This window comes from Sphingomonas sp. 4RDLI-65 (assembly GCF_049472435.1).
Taxonomy (GTDB): Bacteria; Pseudomonadota; Alphaproteobacteria; order Sphingomonadales; family Sphingomonadaceae; genus Sphingomonas.
On sequence record NZ_JBCEBT010000001.1, the window covers coordinates 728337 to 746056 of the forward strand.

Genomic DNA, 17720 nt, shown 5'->3' on the forward strand with positions numbered 1-17720 from the left:
CGCGGCGTGTTCACGCTCTCGCGATCGCCTCGGCCGCGATCATCCGCGCCTCGCCATCGAGCCCTACGGCGCGCAGCGCGCCGACGATCCGGTACAGCGCTTCGGGTGGAATGCCCTTCCAGCCGGGCGCTTGCATGCCGATCGCGGCGAGCACCACGACCGTGCCCGACTGCCCCGCCCGCGCCGCCCGATCGAGCGCGCGGGTCCAGGCGTTCTCCGCACCGATCCGCACGTTGAGCGTCTCCGCCGCGCGCTCGATATCGCCCTGGTTGAGGCGCCCCAGCCCGGCGAGCCCGGCGAACAGCATGCGCTGCTTCAACGCCGAATCGCCCTCGCCCCCCGAATAGGATGCGAGATCGGCGTAGGTCAGCCGGCGATAGGCATCGGGATCGCTCAGCACGATCATCGCCCACGCGTCGCTGCCGGCCGGCACGGCGCCCAGCCAGCGCGCCGCGGTCCGGTCCATGCCCGCGGACAGCATCGCGGCGACCAGCCGGTCGGCATCGTCCTTGCCCAGCGCAGGGTTCATCCGCGCCGCAGCCCGCGCGGTCAGCACCAGCCGTGCGTAGGCGGGCTGCCCCTCCGTGCCGCCCCATAGCTGGCGCAGCGCGGTGAGCCGGTTGCCGACATTGGGATCGGCATAGGCGGTCTGAAGATCGTTGGCGGTCGCGCTTGCCGCGCTCTGCGTGTCGTCGTCGTTCGCGGCGGCGGCGTACAGATCGACCAGCGCTGCGCTGGAGAGCACGCCCTGCCCCGCCGCGGATTCCGCAGGCGCCAGCCGGGCCCCGAGCGGGACCGACGGCGACAAGGCCTGCCAATAGCGGACCTGGGGGCCCGCGGTCGCATAGAGTTCGTCGGGGATTGCGACGCCGGTCGCCATCGCCAGCCCGAACCGCCACGCGGTCAACTGGTCGACGCCGTCCCATTCGATGGTCACGGCCTGACGCCCCTGCGCCCCTGCGCCGACCACCTTCTGCGCAAGCAGCATGTCGACGCCGCTGGCAAGATTGCGGCGCTTGGCGGTCGCGATCAGCGGGGTCGCCTGCGCCGGATTGCCCGACAGGCCGGCGCACATCGCCTGCGCCATCGTCCAGCCGCGCGCCGGCGCATAACGCATCGCGCCGGGAACGACCGGGCAGAACCCTGCCGGATCGCCCGTCGCCAGCGAGGCGTTCATCGCGACCTGATACAGCTTCGGCGTGTAATTATCGGTATCGACGCCCTGCGTCACCGCCCGCGCCGCGAACGATTCCCCCATTCGCAGCAACAGCCACGCACGCTCGGCCGCGAAGTCCGCGCCGTTGGTGCGGCTCGGCGTATCGACGCGCGATACCAGCGCCCGCCGCAACAGGATCGACATCCAGCGCGACGGCAGCGGCGCAGTCAGCCGCCGCATCAACGTCTCGACATATTGGCCATCGACATCGCCGAACGCATCCGTCTCCAGCCCGCCCTGGCTCGCCGTCACGGGACCGACCGTCGCGAGCGACCGACGCGCGGATTCGGGCATCTCGTAGCGGGCGAGCACCGTCGGATCGACCGGCGCGGGCGTCACGGCGGGCACCGGCAACGCGGTTTCGGGCGTGGTCGCCGGCAGCGGCTGGATCATCGCACTCGGCGGCAGCGGTTGTCCCGGCGTCGGCGGCTGCGGTTGCGACGTGCCTGGCGTTGCCGGACGCGCGGGTTGCGTGCCCGCCGGAGGAGCCGGACGTGGCGCGGGCGTCGGCTCGCCGAACCCCGGCGGCAGGATCGATTCGGGACGGTCCTGCCCGATCGCCGGGGCAAGCGCCACCAAGGCTCCGACGGCGACGGCCGCCGTCAACGTGGCCTTAAGAGAGGTTCGCAAGCGTCACGGCCTTTTCGACGCGGCTCTGCGGACGCTCGGTCGCGCGCCCTGCCAGCAGGAACAGGCCGCCGACCACCACGACAAGAACGACGACGACCGAGACGATGAAACGGGACATGGCGGCGTAACCTTGAAGTGGACGGGGAAGCGGACAAAACAGGCGGCAAGAGCTTTTGCCCTCGCGCGGTGCCGCTGTATAGCGCCCCTCACGATGTTGCAAAGCCACAACCCTTCAGGCGGCCCCGCCCCTGCCCCGATCGATCGGCCGATCGTGCTCGTCGGGCTGATGGGTGTCGGCAAGACCACGGTCGGCCGCCGGCTTGCGCTGCGCATGAACCTGCCGTTCGTCGATGCCGATCACGAGATCGAGGCGGCGTCGGGCATGACCGTCACCGAAATCTTCGCCAAATACGGCGAGGCGTATTTTCGTGATGGCGAACGCCGCGTGATCGCGCGGCTCATCGACGGCACGCCGAAAGTGATCGCGACCGGCGGCGGCGCGTTCATCAACGACGACACGCGGGCGCTGATCCTGCGCGATGCGGTGTCCGTGTGGCTCAGCGCGCATCCCGACATTCTGGTCGAGCGTGTAGGGCGCCGCGACAGCCGTCCGCTGCTGCGCAACCGCGATGCGGGCAAAGTGCTCGCCGAACTGGCGCGCGTGCGTAACCCGATCTACGCGCAGGCGCACATCCATATTGTCAGCAACAAGACGCCGCACGAAGCGACCGTCGCCGCAATCCTGAGGGCGCTTGGCCGATGAAGACCGTTACCGTCGAACTGGGTGCGCGGACCTATCCGATCCATATCGAGGCGGGGATTCTTGCGCGGGCGGGCGAGTATCTTGCACCGCTTGCCGGCAAACGCCGCGTGGCGATCGTCACCGATGACAATCTGGCGGTACACCTTGCGACGCTGCAGGCATCGCTGACCGCGGCGGGGATTGCGTCCGAGGCGATCGTCCTCGCGCCCGGCGAAGGCAGCAAGAGTTGGGCGACGCTGGAGATGCTCTGCGACCGGCTGCTCGAACTCGGCGTCGAGCGCGGCGATCATGTCGTGGCGCTGGGTGGCGGCGTGATCGGCGACTTGGTCGGGTTCGCCTGCTCGATCCTGAAGCGCGGGTGCAACTTCGTCCAGATCCCGACGAGTTTGCTCGCGCAGGTCGACAGTTCGGTCGGCGGGAAGACGGCGATCAACACCAAGGCCGGCAAGAATTTGATCGGTGCGTTTCATCAGCCGGCGATGGTGCTGATCGATCCGCAGGTGCTCGACACGCTGCCGATCCGCGAACTGCGCGCGGGCTATGCCGAGGTGGTGAAATACGGGCTGATCGACGACTTCGCGTTCTTCGAATGGTGCGAGGCGCAGGGTGCCGCGTTGCTCGCGGGCGATCTGGCATTGCGGGAGTATGCCATCGCGCACAGCGTTTCGGCGAAGGCCCGGATCGTCGCGGCGGACGAGCATGAGACCAATGGAACGCGCGCTCTGCTCAACCTTGGCCATACGTTCGGTCATGCGCTGGAGGCGGAAACCGGCTTTTCGCAGGCGTTGATTCACGGCGAAGGTGTCGCCGCGGGATGTTCGCTGGCGTTTGGGTTCTCGGCGTCGCAAGGAATATGTTCGGGTCAGGACGCGCAGCGGGTTGCGTCGCATTGGCGTGACGCGGGGCTACCAGACGGTCTGGCCGCTGCAGGTGTAAGCGCAAGCGGCGCGCGGCTCGTGGATCATATGCGGCACGACAAGAAGATGGCGGCGGGGACGCTGCCGTTCCTGCTCGCGCGTGGGATCGGGCAGACGTATCTCGACAAGACCGTCGATCTGGCGGACGTCGAGGCGTTCCTCGACGCGCAGCCCCGCTGATGCCCAACGGTGTCGCCAAGCAGAACCTGCCGACGAAGGTGTGTCCCGCGTGCGAGCGGCCGTTCACGTGGCGGAAGAAGTGGGCGCGGGATTGGGACAGCGTAATCTACTGCTCCGACGCGTGCCGGAAGAAGCGGTAGCGCTCTAGAACCAGCAGGAAGATTGTTCACCCGCGAAGGCGGGTGCCCAGACTGGGCACCCGCCTTCGCGGGTGAACAAGGAGGTCAGGCCCGCGCTGCACTCCAGGCCAGCCACAGCCACCCACCGATCAGCAAAGCGCCACCGATCGGCGTGATCGGGCCGAGCCATCGGCCTCCGCCGGCCGCCAGCCCGTACAGCGATCCGGCGAAGAGCAGGCCACCGATAACAAACAGCTTGGCCGGGCCCCGCGCCTCCATTTTAAGGGCGACCAACGCGGCGACCGCGTGGACCAGTTGATAATGGCTGCCGGTCTTCAACAACTCACGCGCGGTATCGCCCGCCCAATGCGAACCCATCGCCCCCGCCGCGACCGCGATCGCGCCCGACAAGGCTGCAAGAATGGCGATGATCATTGCGTATCATTCCCCCAGGGAAAGCGCTTGGCGGTCTCGGCCCGCGCCGCGCGCATGTCGCCCGAATCGATCTGGAGCTGCAACCGCTCCTTGTCGCGCGACCGGTACACCTCCTCCGCGCGGTCGATATCGGTCGGCGACACGTCGAGCCCGCGTAGCGCCAGCCGCGCCATCTTCACCGCCGATTCGAGCACTTCGCGCACCACCGCCGTCGCCGACGTATTCTTCAACTTCACCAGCGCACGGCGGTCGAACGCGCGGACGTAGATCGCCGCTTTCGGAAACGCCTCGTGGACACCCTCGATCGTGTCCGGATCGAGCTGGTCGCCGTCCATGCAGAAGCAGATGATCTCCGCCTCCGCCGCGCCCGCCTGCCGCAGCAGGTCGAGTCGCGTGCCGTCGCCGTAATAGACCTTCGCGCCAAACTCGCCGGCGATGTCGATCATCTCGATATCGGTGTCGATCAGCGTCACCGGGATGTCCTGCGCGAGGAGCATCTGGCCGACCGTCTGGCCGAACCGCCCGTAACCGACGATGATCGCATTGGCGCCGTCGACCTTGGGCCCGTCGCGCTCCTGGTCCTTGGCGATCGGCTCGGTGCGGAAGCGCTTGGTGATCCCCATCAGGAACGGCGTGGTCGCCATCGACAACGTGATGATCGCGCCGAACAGGCTGGCCGCCTGCGGTTCGATCAGCAGCCCCGCCTGCGCCTGCGCGAACAGGACGAAGCCGAACTCGCCGCCCTGGCTCAGCAGCAGGCCGAGCGCGAACGCCTGCCGCCAGGTCATCTTGAACGCCATGCCGATCAGCATGATAACGCTGGTCTTGGTCAGGATCAGCGCGGCCGCCATCGCCACGACGAACACGGGCCGCTCGGCGATGGCGTTCAGATCGAGCACCATGCCTACCGCGAGGAAGAAAAGCCCGAGCAGGATCGAGCGGAACGGCTCGACATCGGCCTCGAGCTCATGCCGATACGGGCTGTCCGCCAGCATCACGCCGGCGATGAACGCCCCGAGCGCGGTCGACAGCCCGAGCCATTCCATGATCGCCGCGCTGGCTATGACCGTGAAGAGCCCCGCGAAGACGAACATCTCACGCTCGCCGAGATTGCCGATCAGCCGGAAGAACGGGCGTAGGAGGAAGCGTCCGGCGATGACGAGGCCGACGACCGCGAGCACGGTGTAGACCGCGAGCAGCCAACCCGGAGGGGCGTTGGCATCGGCGGGGTTGCGGCTCATCGCGGCTACGATCGTGATCAAGGGCACGATCGAGAGGTCCTGGAACAGCAGGATCGAGAAGGCACGTTCCCCGAACGGCGTCCGCATCCGCCCCGACGAGCGCAGCATCGGCAGCACCTGCGCGGTCGACGACAGCGCGAGCGGGAGCCCGAGCGCGAGTGCGGCGGGGAGCGAGAACTTCGCCCCGACCCAGACGATCGCGGTAATCGCCAGCCCGCAGATCGCGACCTGCAAGAGGCCGAGCCCGAAGATTTCGTGCTTCATCCGCCACAACCGCGACGGATTGAGTTCGAGCCCGACGATGAACAGCAGCAGCGTGATCCCGAGTTCGGCGAACCCGAGCTTCGACTCCGCATCGCCGACGAGGCCCAGCACATGCGGCCCGACGACCGCGCCTGCGACCAGATAGCCCAGCGTCGCACCAAGCCCGAGTCGGCGGAACAGCAGCACGAACATGAGCCCGAACCCGAGCAATACGACGCCGTCGCGGAGCAGCGACGGGGCCGTCCCCTCCGCCATCAGACCTTCGCCTTTGCAGCGGTGTCGGCAGCCTCGGCCGCGGCTTCGAACGCGAGCCGGATCGAGGGGTGACGCGCGGTGTAGTCGAGCGCAGGGGTAAAGATGTCCATACCCGGCCAATCGGGCGCATCGCCCTCGCGCGCAAGCCATGCCGTCAGTGCATCGCGCGTCGCAGCGAGTTCGGCGGGCGTGCGGCCAAGGATATTGGCGGCGAGCAACGACGAGGACGCCTGCCCCAATGCGCAGGCACGGACCAGCAGCCCGACCTCGCTGACTTTGCCTTCACCGTCGACCGCGACGTCGATCGTCACCCGGCTGCCGCAGATCTGCGAACGTTTCTCCGCAGTGGCCATCGGCTCAGGAAGGCGTTCGTGGTGCGGGATCGTCGCCGCGAGGCGCAGGATCTCGGCATTGTAGAGGGGCGCGCTCATGGCTTCGGCTCGCTTGCGTTATCGGATCGGGGAGGCGGGGTGGTGGCACCGAAGACGGGTTTGCCGCGCCGGCGGCGGTCGACGAAATCGGCGATGCTGGCGCTGGTGGCGTTGAGCAGCGGGTAGGTGCGCGAGGTCGTCATCCAGCCGGGCCGGCGCGAGGGGCCGCCGCCCATCGTGTCGATGACGAGCGTCGCGAGCAGGAACACGAGGCTGGCGAGAATCAGGCCCTTCAGCGCGCCGAACCCGAACCCGAGCGCGCGGTCGACCGGGCCGAGGATCGACGTCCGCGTGCGTGCGCCGATCGCGTTGGCGACCAGCCGCCCGCCGATATAGGTGACGCCTGTGATGATCGCGAACGCGAGCACCGCCGCGCCGCCGACGGTGCCGACCACCGGTGACAGCGCGGCAGCGAGCGGGATGTGGAACAGCTTTAGCATCGCCACCATCGCGACCCAGGCGAACATCGACAGCACTTCGGTCACGAACCCGCGGACCAGCCCCAGCACCGCGGACCCGGCGACGGCGATCAGGACGACGATGTCTAGGGCAGTGAGGTTCATGCGCTCTGGAATAGGGACGCGGGCGGCGAACCGCTAGTGCACGCTGCGACCAACACGTCCTAGCGGCTCAGCCCGAAAACACCGTAGCGTTCGCGCCAGGCGGCGACTTCGTCCTGCAGATTGGCAGGCGCGGGGCTTCCTGTGAGAACGAAGCGAGCGACGTCGTTATCAGGATGCATCAGCATTTTCTTGGACCCGTCGCTGAACCAGACGGGGACCAATTGGTCGCACACGCTGTCCAAGACGGTCGCCGCCATGCCATTCGCGATCGCGTCGCCAGCGAGCACCCGGACATTGATCGAGACGCCTTCCAGGCAGTTCTGCGGTTCGGTGACGAAATTGAGCGAGACGAGCAGCCCGGACCGGTCGGGCCGCGCATCGTCGGGAAGGCTGGCGACCCTTCGCCATACGCAGAACCATGTCCGGCAGATGCGCGGGCGGACGGCATGGATACCGCATCCCTGTTCGCAAAGGTGGATGCACGGCGTGCCCGCGGGCTTGGCGAACTCGGGCGTATTGACCGTCAGTTCTGTGCAGCACGCGGTGCAATCACCGCACTCTCGACCGGGCAGGAGCGGTCCTAGCAGCGCGGTTTCCAGATCGGCCTGGGGCTGCACCTGATCCACGGCTTAGTTTCCTTCGGAATCCACCGTGAAGACCATCGGCTTGCCCCGCGACATCGGCTCCCATCCTGCCTGCAAGGCCGCCCGCACGCCGCGCGCGATCGTCGCGTCGTCGATCTGGAGCCGCCCGCGTGGCAAGCCCTTCAACAGACGCTTGGGCGCGGGGAATTCCAGCAAGGCCTCGCGTTGGGCGTCGTCCTGCAACAGGGAAATCGTCATGCCCTTCCAGCCATCGACATCCGTATGCTGCGGCTCGCGCTCGAGGTTCCAATCGTATCGGGTGCCATCGACCTCGACGGTGCCGGTATTGCTTCGCGTGTTCGCCATGCCGGCGGCCATAGCATAGCTGGCGTGAGAGGCCATGCGTTGGGGGCTATTGCGGATTTGCGAGCGGGGATGCCGTCACGCGCTATCGATCGGTGCCTGACGAACGCAGTCAGTGCACCACCCCGGCGGAGGCCGGGGCCCAATTGGAGAGGTCGTAGTAACCAAGCGCAGCGGTCGCCAGCAGCGTTTCCCAATTGGGCCCCGGCCTCCGCCGGGGTGGTGCTTCTCTTTTCTGTATCTGTGCCGAACACGTTCGCGATGACGCGGTACGCTGGTTTGGAAGGGCATCTATTCGGATCGGAAATGTACGCGCGGCCCCGTACAGTTACGACCCTCGCCCTTGTTCTCCCGCGAAGGCGGGAGCCCAGTCTGGATCCCCGCCTTCGCGGGGAAACACGCTTTGCCCATTGGAGAGGGTGCCCGCTCCAAGAATACCGATGCCGCGCCGCCGCATACGCCCGCGCCTAGCCCCGGCCCATCATGTGATCGACGAACGACGCCAGCGTCTTGAACCCCGAGAGTTTCATCCCGCTCTTCTCTCCCGTCATCGACGCGGGCACGAGCGCGCGTTCGAAGCCCAGCTTGCTCGCTTCCTTCAGCCGCAACGGCCCATGCGCGACCGGACGGATCTCCCCCGACAGCGCGACCTCGCCGAACGCCACCGCATCGACCGGCACCGGCCGCTCCGACATCGCCGAGATCAGCGCCGCCGCCACCGCCAGATCGGCCGCGGGATCCTGCACCCGGTAGCCGCCGGCAATGTTGAGATACACTTCGGCGTTGGAGAAGCTCAGCCCGCACCGCGCCTCCAGCACCGCGAGGATCATCGCGAGTCGGCCCGAATCCCAGCCGACAACCGCACGACGCGGAGTCGCGCCCGACGCCAGCCGGACCGTCAGCGCCTGGATCTCGACCAGCACCGGCCGCGTCCCCTCCAGCGCCGGGAACACCGTTGCCCCCGTCATCGCGTCATCACGGTGCGTCAGGAACAGCGACGACGGATTGCCGACCTCCGCTAACCCTTCGGTCTGCATCGAGAACACGCCGATCTCGTCGGTTCCGCCGAAGCGGTTCTTGATCGCGCGGAGGATGCGGTACTGGTGGCTGCGCTCGCCCTCGAACGACAGCACCGTGTCGACCATATGCTCCAGCACACGCGGGCCGGCGATCGAGCCGTCCTTCGTCACATGCCCGACCAGCACCACCGCGGTCCCGCGCTCCTTGGCGAACCGGATCAATTCCTGCGCCGAGGCACGGACCTGGCTGACCGTCCCCGGAGCGCCCTCGATCAGGTCGGAGTGCATCGTCTGGATCGAATCGATCACCAGCATCGCGGGTGGCCGCGTCTGCAACGTCGTCAGGATGTCGCGCGTCGAGGTCGCCGCCGCCAGCTGCACCGGCGCGTTGCCCAGGCCCAGCCGCCGCGCGCGCAGACGCACCTGATCCGCCGCTTCCTCGCCCGAAACGTAGGCGACCGACTGCCCCGCCAGCGCCATCTTCGCCGCCGCCTGCAACAGCAACGTCGACTTGCCGATCCCCGGATCGCCACCGATCAGCGTCGCCGAGCCCTCGACGAACCCGCCGCCCAGCGCACGGTCGAGCTCGGCGATCCCGGTCGCCATCCGGTCGGGCAGCTTGATCTCCGCGTCGAGCCCAACGAGCTGGATCGCGCGCCCGCCGGTCTGGAGATTATGCTTCGAATGGAACGGCGTCGCAGCGGTGTTCGCCTCCTCGACCAGCGTGTTCCACTCGTTGCAATCGGCGCATTGCCCCGCCCAGCGGTGCGACACCGATCCGCAGGACTGACACACGTAACGCTTCTGGGGTTTCGCCATGTGGCCGATGTACGAGAACGATACGGGAACATCAATGGCCGGCATACGGCCTAGGTTGCGGATTTAGTGGCGCTTGACGGCACACGGCGTTATCCGCGCGACGATGCACGCCACCGACCTGCGCATCGCCCTGTTCAGCGGCAACTATAATTACGTTCGCGATGGCGCGAACCAGGCGTTGAATCTGCTCGTCGGCCATCTGTTGGCGCAGGGCGCGACGGTGCGTGTCTATTCGCCGACCAACGCCAAGCCCGCCTTCCCGCCAACCGGCGATCTGGTCGCGGTGCCGTCGCTGCCGCTGCCGGCGGGGCGTGGCGAATACAAGATGGCGCGCGGGCTGCCGGCGGCGATCCGGCGCGATCTCGACGCGTTCGCGCCGAACGTCGTCCACGTGTCTGCGCCCGATTTTCTCGGTCACCGCGCGATCAGTTACGGGCGCCGCAACGGCATCGTGACGATCGCCTCGCTGCACACGCGGTTCGAGACGTATTTCCGCTATTACAAGATGGCGTTCTTCGAGCCCGTCATGGTGAAGATCTTGACGCGTTTCTACAACCGCGTCGACGAGGTGCTGGTGCCGGGGCGCGGCATGGCGGAGATCGTCCGGGACTGGGGCGTGACGACGCCGACCGCGATCTGGTCGCGCGGCGTTAACCACGACCGCTTTACGCCAACGCGCCGCGACCTGGAGTGGCGGCGCGCGCGCGGGATCGCAGACGGCGAGGTCGCGGTCGGGTTTCTCGGGCGGCTGGTGAAGGAAAAGGGTCTCGACGTCTTTGCGGACGTGATCCGAACGCTGGAACAGCGCGGGGTGCGTCACAAGGTGCTGGTGATCGGCGAGGGTCCGGCACGCGACTGGTTCGCCGAGCGCGTGCCCGGCGCGGTCTTCGCCGGGTTCCAGTCGGGTGACGATCTCGGCCGCGCGGTCGCGTCGATGGATGTGTTCTTCAATCCGAGCGTGACCGAGACGTTCGGCAACGTGACGCTGGAGGCTATGGCGGCAGGTGTTCCCGTCGTCGCAGCGCGCGCATCGGGCGCGGTCGGATTAGTCGACGACGGCGTGACCGGGTTCCTCGTGCCGCCGACCGACATCGCGCGATACGCCGACGCGATCGGGCGGATCGTTTCGGAGCCGGGCTTGCGCGAGACGATGGGCTGGGCCGGACACGACAAGGCCGCCGGGTATCTGTGGGATACGATCAACCAGACGGTCCTGGATACGTATCTCGAGGTGATGGCGCGGCGGGGAGCGTAGGCTCACATCGGATTTATCCTCGCCTGCAAGGGGAGGTGGCGGCGCTGAGCGCCGACGGAGGGGTGATCCGCTCCTGATAGGGCGCTACCCATCCGTTGCTCCGCGCCACCTCCCCTCAAAGGGGAGGATTAATTCAGGGTGCCGTCGCCCAGTCGAACGTCAGCGGCGCCTCGCGGAACGCGAAGCGGTCGAGGTGGCTCGACACAACCCCGCGCATCCGTTCGACGTCCTCGCCCTCCGGCACCGTCAGCGCAACGTCGAGCGTCTCGCTGTCCGCGCGCATCTCCAGCACCGCGCCGTTCGGGAAGGCGATCCGGCCCTCTTCCTCCGAGAAGGTGACCTCCATCTTGTGGCTCCAATGCTTGGCCAGTTGCTGAAGATACTTGCTGGCCGAATGCGTCGGCACGCGTGCGACCGAGACGCTCACTTCAGGCGCTCGATCTTCTGCGCGGCCTCATCGAGCAACGCGGCCACTTCGTGCAGCGTGTCCTCATTAACGTCTTCGCGCATCAGCCGGTGCTGGAGCACCTGCCGCAGATTGCCCATCGCCCGCCGGATCGGCGCGCCATCGGTCCGCTCGGACTCCGCCCCGACCGCCGCGAGCCGCGCGAACAGACCGTCCACCACGGCCGCATTCTCGGCCAGATGCGCACGCCCCTCGTCGCTCGCAGCAAAGCGCTTCTTCGCGCCTTCCGACTGCTGCTCCTCGATCAGACCCATTTCGTCGAGCATGCTGAGCGTCGGATAGACGACGCCCGGGCTCGGCGCATAGCCACCTCCGGTCAGCCCCTCGATCTCGCGGATCAGGTCGTAGCCGTGGCGTGGCGCGTCCGCGATCAGCTTCAGCATGACGAGCTTGAGTTCGCCACCGTCGAACAGCCGCCGGCCACGCCCACGTGGGCCACCACCCTGCTTCCACGCAGCATGCTCAGGTCCGTGGTCGCGACCACCATGCCGGTGACTGTCGCCACGGGGGCCGCCGGTCCAAGCTCCATATCCAATACCAAAACGCATTTGAGTGTTCTCCGATATATCTTCGTCCATGTTCTGAGATATATCGCAGACTGTTTCGGACTCAAGAGGCGCGTCAAAAAATTCGCTTTTTCATTTGTCTGTCATCCCCGCGGAGGCGGGTATCCGGACACTCGGACAGTGCGGTCAAGTAATGACGTCAGCCAGTATGGATCCCCGCCTGCGCGGGGATGACGATGCGTGTTAGGATGACCAGCGCGCATGGGTGGTCCCCAACGGATGGGCAAACCTCTCCCCCGCCCCTATCTTCCGCGCATGGCCGATCTCTTCGCGGGCTTCGAACCCGCCGCCCCCACCGAAACGCATCCCGAAAACGCGCCGCTCGCCGACCGCCTGCGCCCGCGCACGCTGAGCGAGGTGGTCGGGCAGGATCACATTACAGGCCCAGAGGGCGCGATCGGCAGGATGGTGTCGGCCGGACGACTGTCCTCGATCATCCTCTGGGGCCCCCCCGGCACCGGCAAGACGACGATCGCGCGGTTGCTCGCCGACGCGGTCGACCTGCGATTCGTCGCGATCTCCGCGGTGTTCTCCGGAGTCGCCGACCTCAAGAAATCCTTCGCCGAGGCGCGCGAGCACGCCAAGATCGGCAAGCGCACCTTGTTGTTTGTGGACGAGATCCACCGCTTCAACCGCGCGCAGCAGGACGGCTTCCTGCCCTATGTCGAGGACGGCACGGTAACGCTGGTCGGCGCGACCACCGAGAACCCCTCGTTCGAACTCAACGCCGCCTTGCTCAGCCGCGCGCAGGTGCTGATCCTCGAACGCCTCGGTCGCGGTGCGCTCGAACAGCTGCTCGACCGCGCGGAGACGGAGATGGAGCGCCCCCTCCCCCTCACCCCGCCCGCCAAGGACGCGCTGATCGCCAGCGCCGATGGCGACGGCCGCTTCCTGCTCAACCAGGCTGAGACTTTGTTCTCGGTCAACCTGCCCGAACCGCTCGACCCGGCGGGGCTGTCGAACTTCCTGCAACGCCGTGTCGCGGTGTACGACAAGGATCGCGAGGGGCATTACAACCTCATCTCCGCGCTTCACAAATCGATCCGCGGGTCGGATCCGCAGGCCGCACTCTATTACCTCGCCCGGATGTTGACGGCGGGCGAGGAACCGCTGTTCCTGCTCCGTCGCCTGACACGTGCCGCGGTCGAGGATATCGGCCTCGCCGACCCGCAAGCGCTGGTCCAGTGCATCGCCGCCAAGGACACCTACGACTTCCTCGGCAGCCCCGAAGGCGAGCTCGCGATCGCGCAGGCCTGCGTCTATCTCGCCACCGCGCCCAAATCGAACGCGGTCTACAAGGCGCAAAAGGCGGCGTGGAAATCGGCGCGCGAGACGGGCTCGCTGATGCCCCCCGCCTCGATCCGCAACGCGCCGACCAAGCTCATGCGCGATATCGGTTACGGCAAAGGGTATGCGTACGACCACGATGCCGAGGATGCGTTCTCCGGATCGGACTATTGGCCCGACGAGATGAGCCCGCAGACCTTCTACACGCCGACCGAACGCGGCTTCGAGAAGCGGCTGTCGGAACGGCTCGCCTATTGGGATGGCTTGCGCGCCGAGAAGAATGGCTGAGCCACGGTTTACGCGGTTTGCGGCGATCGACTGGTCCGGCGCGCAGGGGCACCGCCACAAGGGCATAGCGGTAGCGATCTGCGAAGTGGGCGACGTCGCCCCGACGCTGGTCGCGCCGCCGGCCGCCTCGGCATGGTCGCGCGACGATGTGCTCGACTGGTTGCTCGACCAGGACACGCCGACGCTGATCGGCCTCGACCTCTCCCCCGCTTTTCCGTTCGTCGATCAGGGCGGCTATTTCCCCGGCGCACCCGACAGCCCCCCAGACGCCCGCGCGCTCTGGGCGATGGTCGACGACGCCTCCGCCGCCGATCCGCACCTAGCAGTATCGAGCCTGCTCACCGATCCAGACATCCGCCGTCATTTCCGCCAACACCGCGATTGCGGCGACCTGTTCCCCGGTGGCGCAGGCCGGATGCGCGTCTGCGAACATGGCCAGCGGGCGATGGGCCTGTCACCGACGAGCTGTTTCAACCTCGTCGGCGCAGCGCAGGTCGGCAAGTCGAGCCTGACGGGCATGCGCGTACTGCACCGGCTTGCCGGCCGCGTCCCCATATGGCCGTTCGATCCGCTTCCGCCGCGCGGCTCGGCGATCGTCGAGATCTATACCACGATCGCCGCGCGCGCCGCCGGTATCCGCAAGGGCCTCAGCAAGATCCGCGATGCTGCGGCCCTGGACGACGCGCTGGCCGCGATCGGCAGCGCGCCGCACATACCGCTGGCGTGCTACGACGATCACGCCACCGATGCGATCCTCACCGCCGCCTGGCTCCGCGCCAACGCCGATCGCCCCGAACTCTGGACGCCTTCCGCGATGACTCCGCATATCGCGCGCACCGAGGGCTGGACCTTCGGCGTTTCTTGAAGCATTGGGCGTTCATGGCATGGCCCATGCGCCGGTTTAGCTCAGTTGGTAGAGCGCCAGTTTTGTAAACTGGATGTCGCGGGTTCGATTCCTGCAACCGGCACCATTCCCGCAACCTCTCCCGTCATGCAGTTCTTCCCCTTATGGCGCGACGAACGACGTCGTCGTGATCCGGTACACGGCCTGCGCGGACCCACCCGGCAGCGTGATCGGACCGTCCTCCTTCTTGCTCGCGACCAGCAGGTATCGGCCGGGCTTGGCCGGGTTCGTATCGATCATGCCCGCCGCGTCGGTCGTCAGTTCGGTCTTCGAACGATCGGGCGCGATCACGGTGACGGGCAAGCCGACCACGGGCGTGCCGTCGCGGGTCAGGACGAAGCGCGTGCCGCCCGCCGCCACCGGGGCCAGTTCGAACGGCAGTTTCGCCACCGCCTCGGCGCGCCCAGCGCGCGCGTAATAGACCACGCCCTCCTTCTTGCCGTCCGCACCCCAGGGGGTGAAGACCGCGTCGTCCCAGGCACGCACGTCGCCGGCCGGCACCTTCGCCTCGAGGAAACCGGCACGACGGGCGAGCGCAACCTTCGGCTGTGCCAAGATGTGCGGCGCCTTCAGCTTGGCGAACTCCGGATCGCCACCGGGCGGCGGCGTTTCGGCCGGTTCGCCGAGATAGATGCGCGCCGGCCCCGTGCCGTCGCGCTCGATCCAGATTTCGTGCGCCTGCGCGGTGGTCGACAGCAGGAGCATCGCAGCGAGAATAGGCAAACGCATGGCAGGAGTCCTTTGCAGAAACTGGCTTCGAAATGTGGGATCGCGCATCATTCGAACGTGTAGCGAAGCGTCGCGAACGCGGTGCGCGGGCTGCCGTAGTAATTGCCGCGCCCGGTGGCCGCGATCCGCGCGTAATAGGAGCGATCGAGCACGTTGGCGACGTTGACCGAGACGCCGAGCCGCTCGCTCAGCTTATACCCGGCGCGCAGGTCGAGCACCGCATAACTGCCCTGGCGGACGATCGTCGACGGCCGGAGCGAGCCGTTGGTGTTCACCCCCGCCGCGACGCCACCATAGGTTCCGCTAAACCACGTCACGCTGCCGCCCAGACTTGCGCCGGCCAGCACGCCCTCGGTCGGCGCATAGTTGGTGAAGGCCTTTATCATGTGCTTGGGCACGATCGGCACCAGCGGCAAACCCTCGTTCGAGACGGTCTGGTCCTCCAGATACTTGGTCTTGGTATAGGTGTAGCCGCCATTGATCCGCCACCCAGGCAGGATCTCGCCCGATGCCTCCGCCTCGATCCCCCGTGCGCGCACCTTGCCGGTCTGGAGCACGACCGTGGCGATGTCGGGATCGTTGAACAGCCGGTTGGTCTGCGTGATCTGATACGCCGCGGCGGATAGCAGCAGCCGGTCGTTCATCAGCGAGAGCTTGGTACCCGCCTCATATTGCGCGCCGATCAGCGGCTCGATCTGTTCGCCATCGGGGCGCGACCGGCCGACCGGCGCGGCCTGCGGCGTGAAGCTGTCGGCATAGCTGGCATAGACGTTCAGCGCGGGCGTCACGTCCCAGACGATCCCGGCGTACGGCGTAAAACGATTGTCGATGCCATAGCGCGTCGCCGCGGGCAGCACGCCGCTGGGGCTCAGCAGCGTCGTCGTCGTGGTATCCCACCACGTCATGCGGCCGCCACCGATCAGCGTCAGCCCCGCGACCGGGCTCAGCCGCATCTGCCCGTAAAGGCCGTATTGCTCGACGTCGGTGGACGACCCGCCATAGACCTGCAGCACGCAATTGGCAGGCGCGGGCGTGATCGCTGTGGTGGAACTAGGGCATGTCGCGCCCGTCCCCTGCACCGGATAATAGGGCGACGCGGCGTAGGGGTTCAGCGACGGCTCCAGCGGCGACACCGGATTGTAGACGTCGATCCGTGCATAATTGGATAGCCGCGTGAAATAGGACGTGCCCGAACTCGCCTGGTAATCGGTGCCCAGGATCAGCGTCTGGTCGCGGCCGAACAGCGGGAAGCTGCCGATGCCGTTGAAGTCGAACGAGCGCGTCTGCTGCTTGCTGTCGCCACGATAGGCGATGTGGCTGGTCGAGCCGTTGGTCGCGGTGACCGGCTGGTTGCCGATATAGCTGTAGATGTCGACACGATCGACATCGGTGAACAGCCCGGTCGCGCGCAGCGTCCAGCGATCGCTGACCTTGTGCGCCAGTTCGACGAAGCCGGTCATGGTCTCGGATTCGAACCGGTTCCAGTCGGCGCCGATATAGGTCGATCGCTTGACGTCGAGCAACTGCCCGTCGCTGCCGTCCGCACCGCCGATGATTCCCGGCAGGCCCGATTGGACCGCCGGGCGGAAACGATCGTAATTGCCGCCGACCGTCAGCGTGGTGCGATCGCCGATCTCCAGCGCGCCGACCGCGAAGGCGCCGATCCGGTTGCGATGCGCGGTGTCGAAGAACTGGTCCTGGTCCTGCGCCATCGCACCGACCCGCAAGCCCGCCTCGGGGCCGATCGGGGTCGAGACGTCGACTTCGAACCGGGCATTGTCGTAGCTGCCATAGCCGGCGCTCGCCTGCATCCTGAACGCGTCGAGCGGTCGCTTGCGCACCATGTTGATGCTGCCCGCCGGATTGCCCGATCCGCTGAACAGGCCGGCGGGGCCACGCAGCACCTCGAGCCGGTCGTAGAAGAACAGGTCTGGCACCGCGGACGGGAAATTGAACGCGAGCGTCGGCACGCCGTCGATCAGGTAATTGGTGATCGCGAACCCGCGCGAGAAGAACGAGGGATCCTCGCTGCCGATGCCGTTGACGGTGATGCCGTTGGTCGCGGTCAAAGCGTCCTCCAGCGTAAACAGGTTCTGCGCCTCGATCTGCTCGCGGTCGATCACCGTGATGGTGTTCGGCGTATCCTTGAGCGGCGTCACCGTCTTGCCGACCGCCCGGCCATAGCTCTTGCCGACCACCAGGATCTCGTCGGATCTCTGCGGCTCGTCGGTATCGGTTGCGGCACCCCCCGCATGAGTCTCGACCCGCTCCGTTGTCGGCGCAACCGCGCCGGCTGGCTCCACGACAAGTGCTGCGCTCGACAGCAAGACACTCAAAATACTCATATCGATCCCCCGTGATGGGGGCCCGTTAGCTCGACTGCTTTTGCAAGTCACTAGCAATCTAACATTTCTGTCATGTTCGCG

At 67.0% G+C, this 17720-nt stretch carries 19 protein-coding genes and 1 tRNA gene; 7 read left to right on the top strand and 13 right to left on the bottom strand.

Annotated features, from left to right (window positions below):
* Positions 1-10: 10 nt before the first annotated feature.
* Together VH567_RS03055 and VH567_RS03060 are read right to left on the bottom strand one after the other, a co-directional pair.
* Positions 11-1792, bottom strand: coding sequence for a hypothetical protein (locus tag VH567_RS03055; protein WP_423323065.1), 1782 nt, complete (start codon positions 1790-1792; stop codon positions 11-13).
* 37 nt (positions 1793-1829) lie between these two features.
* Positions 1830-1964, bottom strand: a complete 135-nt coding sequence (locus tag VH567_RS03060; protein ID WP_267904487.1) for a hypothetical protein — start codon at positions 1962-1964, stop codon at positions 1830-1832.
* Positions 1965-2057: 93 nt separating this feature from the next.
* Between VH567_RS03060 and VH567_RS03065 the strand changes: the two genes are divergently transcribed.
* The 3 genes from VH567_RS03065 to VH567_RS03075 are packed head-to-tail and all read left to right on the top strand — an operon-like array spanning position 2058 to position 3846.
* A complete protein-coding gene (locus VH567_RS03065; RefSeq protein WP_423323067.1) occupies positions 2058-2609 on the top strand; it encodes a shikimate kinase in 552 nt (183 codons plus the stop codon).
* Positions 2606-3706 carry a 3-dehydroquinate synthase gene (gene aroB, locus VH567_RS03070; protein WP_423323069.1) on the top strand — a complete coding sequence of 367 codons (1101 nt, stop codon included), beginning with the start codon at positions 2606-2608 and terminating at the stop codon, positions 3704-3706. The genes VH567_RS03065 and aroB overlap by 4 nt, the downstream gene beginning before the upstream one ends.
* Entirely contained in the window at positions 3706-3846 is a 141-nt protein-coding gene (locus tag VH567_RS03075) for a DUF2256 domain-containing protein (RefSeq protein WP_082444318.1), read from the top strand. Before aroB ends, VH567_RS03075 begins: the two co-directional genes overlap by 1 nt.
* Positions 3847-3930: 84 nt before the next feature.
* Here VH567_RS03075 and VH567_RS03080 read toward each other — a convergent pair whose 3' ends face one another.
* From VH567_RS03080 to radA, 7 genes are all read right to left on the bottom strand, one after another.
* Complete coding sequence (locus VH567_RS03080) at positions 3931-4260, bottom strand: DUF423 domain-containing protein (protein ID WP_423323071.1); 330 nt, start codon at positions 4258-4260, stop codon at positions 3931-3933.
* Positions 4257-6020, bottom strand: coding sequence for a cation:proton antiporter (locus tag VH567_RS03085; RefSeq protein ID WP_423323073.1), 1764 nt, complete (start codon positions 6018-6020; stop codon positions 4257-4259). Before VH567_RS03085 ends, VH567_RS03080 begins: the two co-directional genes overlap by 4 nt.
* On the bottom strand, positions 6020-6451 hold the full coding sequence (locus VH567_RS03090; RefSeq protein WP_423323075.1) for an iron-sulfur cluster assembly scaffold protein: 432 nt from the start codon (positions 6449-6451) through the stop codon (positions 6020-6022). The genes VH567_RS03085 and VH567_RS03090 overlap by 1 nt, the downstream gene beginning before the upstream one ends.
* Positions 6448-7014 carry a CvpA family protein gene (locus VH567_RS03095; protein ID WP_423323077.1) on the bottom strand — a complete coding sequence of 189 codons (567 nt, stop codon included), beginning with the start codon at positions 7012-7014 and terminating at the stop codon, positions 6448-6450. The genes VH567_RS03090 and VH567_RS03095 overlap by 4 nt, the downstream gene beginning before the upstream one ends.
* A 59-nt stretch (positions 7015-7073) precedes the next feature.
* Complete coding sequence (locus VH567_RS03100) at positions 7074-7631, bottom strand: YkgJ family cysteine cluster protein (RefSeq protein WP_423323707.1); 558 nt, start codon at positions 7629-7631, stop codon at positions 7074-7076.
* A 12-nt stretch (positions 7632-7643) separates the two neighbouring features.
* Positions 7644-7976 (bottom strand): hypothetical protein, encoded by a 333-nt coding sequence (locus tag VH567_RS03105; RefSeq protein WP_423323079.1) that lies wholly within the window; start codon positions 7974-7976, stop codon positions 7644-7646.
* A gap of 452 nt (positions 7977-8428) precedes the next feature.
* A complete protein-coding gene (gene radA / locus VH567_RS03110; protein WP_056420431.1) occupies positions 8429-9799 on the bottom strand; it encodes a DNA repair protein RadA in 1371 nt (456 codons plus the stop codon).
* Positions 9800-9902: 103 nt separating this feature from the next.
* On the opposite strand from radA, the gene VH567_RS03115 reads away from it, so the two are divergent.
* Positions 9903-11054: a glycosyltransferase family 4 protein gene (locus tag VH567_RS03115; RefSeq protein WP_423323081.1), complete on the top strand. Its 1152-nt coding sequence runs from the start codon at positions 9903-9905 to the stop codon at positions 11052-11054.
* Between the two features lie 133 nt (positions 11055-11187).
* Here VH567_RS03115 and VH567_RS03120 read toward each other — a convergent pair whose 3' ends face one another.
* A complete protein-coding gene (locus VH567_RS03120; protein WP_277984333.1) occupies positions 11188-11481 on the bottom strand; it encodes a DUF2218 domain-containing protein in 294 nt (97 codons plus the stop codon).
* Entirely contained in the window at positions 11478-12068 is a 591-nt protein-coding gene (locus VH567_RS03125) for a PadR family transcriptional regulator (RefSeq protein ID WP_423323084.1), read from the bottom strand. Before VH567_RS03125 ends, VH567_RS03120 begins: the two co-directional genes overlap by 4 nt.
* Before the next feature lie 273 nt (positions 12069-12341).
* Between VH567_RS03125 and VH567_RS03130 the strand changes: the two genes are divergently transcribed.
* The 3 genes from VH567_RS03130 (at position 12342) to VH567_RS03140 (ending at position 14632) form a co-directional block, all read left to right on the top strand.
* Positions 12342-13661, top strand: a complete 1320-nt coding sequence (locus VH567_RS03130) for a replication-associated recombination protein A (protein WP_423323086.1) — start codon at positions 12342-12344, stop codon at positions 13659-13661.
* On the top strand, positions 13654-14526 hold the full coding sequence (locus VH567_RS03135; RefSeq protein WP_423323088.1) for a hypothetical protein: 873 nt from the start codon (positions 13654-13656) through the stop codon (positions 14524-14526). Before VH567_RS03130 ends, VH567_RS03135 begins: the two co-directional genes overlap by 8 nt.
* A gap of 30 nt (positions 14527-14556) precedes the next feature.
* Positions 14557-14632: transfer RNA gene (locus tag VH567_RS03140), tRNA-Thr, on the top strand.
* A gap of 35 nt (positions 14633-14667) precedes the next feature.
* Here the strand turns inward: VH567_RS03140 and VH567_RS03145 are convergent.
* Together VH567_RS03145 and VH567_RS03150 are read right to left on the bottom strand one after the other, a co-directional pair.
* Positions 14668-15294 (bottom strand): DUF4198 domain-containing protein, encoded by a 627-nt coding sequence (locus VH567_RS03145; RefSeq protein WP_423323090.1) that lies wholly within the window; start codon positions 15292-15294, stop codon positions 14668-14670.
* Positions 15295-15341: 47 nt separating this feature from the next.
* Positions 15342-17639, bottom strand: a complete 2298-nt coding sequence (locus VH567_RS03150) for a TonB-dependent siderophore receptor (RefSeq protein WP_423323092.1) — start codon at positions 17637-17639, stop codon at positions 15342-15344.
* Between the last annotated feature and the right edge of the window lie 81 nt (positions 17640-17720).

Coding starts and splice junctions, on each gene's coding strand:
- VH567_RS03060 (WP_267904487.1), bottom strand. CDS start 1,964: ATGTCCCGTTTCATCGTCTCGGTCGTCGTCGTTCTTGTCGTGGTGGTC.
- VH567_RS03065 (WP_423323067.1), top strand. CDS start 2,058: ATGTTGCAAAGCCACAACCCTTCAGGCGGCCCCGCCCCTGCCCCGATC.
- aroB (WP_423323069.1), top strand. CDS start 2,606: ATGAAGACCGTTACCGTCGAACTGGGTGCGCGGACCTATCCGATCCAT.
- VH567_RS03075 (WP_082444318.1), top strand. CDS start 3,706: ATGCCCAACGGTGTCGCCAAGCAGAACCTGCCGACGAAGGTGTGTCCC.
- VH567_RS03080 (WP_423323071.1), bottom strand. CDS start 4,260: ATGATCATCGCCATTCTTGCAGCCTTGTCGGGCGCGATCGCGGTCGCG.
- VH567_RS03085 (WP_423323073.1), bottom strand. CDS start 6,020: ATGGCGGAGGGGACGGCCCCGTCGCTGCTCCGCGACGGCGTCGTATTG.
- VH567_RS03090 (WP_423323075.1), bottom strand. CDS start 6,451: ATGAGCGCGCCCCTCTACAATGCCGAGATCCTGCGCCTCGCGGCGACG.
- VH567_RS03095 (WP_423323077.1), bottom strand. CDS start 7,014: ATGAACCTCACTGCCCTAGACATCGTCGTCCTGATCGCCGTCGCCGGG.
- VH567_RS03105 (WP_423323079.1), bottom strand. CDS start 7,976: ATGGCCGCCGGCATGGCGAACACGCGAAGCAATACCGGCACCGTCGAG.
- radA (WP_056420431.1), bottom strand. CDS start 9,799: ATGGCGAAACCCCAGAAGCGTTACGTGTGTCAGTCCTGCGGATCGGTG.
- VH567_RS03115 (WP_423323081.1), top strand. CDS start 9,903: ATGCACGCCACCGACCTGCGCATCGCCCTGTTCAGCGGCAACTATAAT.
- VH567_RS03125 (WP_423323084.1), bottom strand. CDS start 12,068: ATGCGTTTTGGTATTGGATATGGAGCTTGGACCGGCGGCCCCCGTGGC.
- VH567_RS03130 (WP_423323086.1), top strand. CDS start 12,342: ATGGCCGATCTCTTCGCGGGCTTCGAACCCGCCGCCCCCACCGAAACG.
- VH567_RS03135 (WP_423323088.1), top strand. CDS start 13,654: ATGGCTGAGCCACGGTTTACGCGGTTTGCGGCGATCGACTGGTCCGGC.
- VH567_RS03145 (WP_423323090.1), bottom strand. CDS start 15,294: ATGCGTTTGCCTATTCTCGCTGCGATGCTCCTGCTGTCGACCACCGCG.
- VH567_RS03150 (WP_423323092.1), bottom strand. CDS start 17,639: ATGAGTATTTTGAGTGTCTTGCTGTCGAGCGCAGCACTTGTCGTGGAG.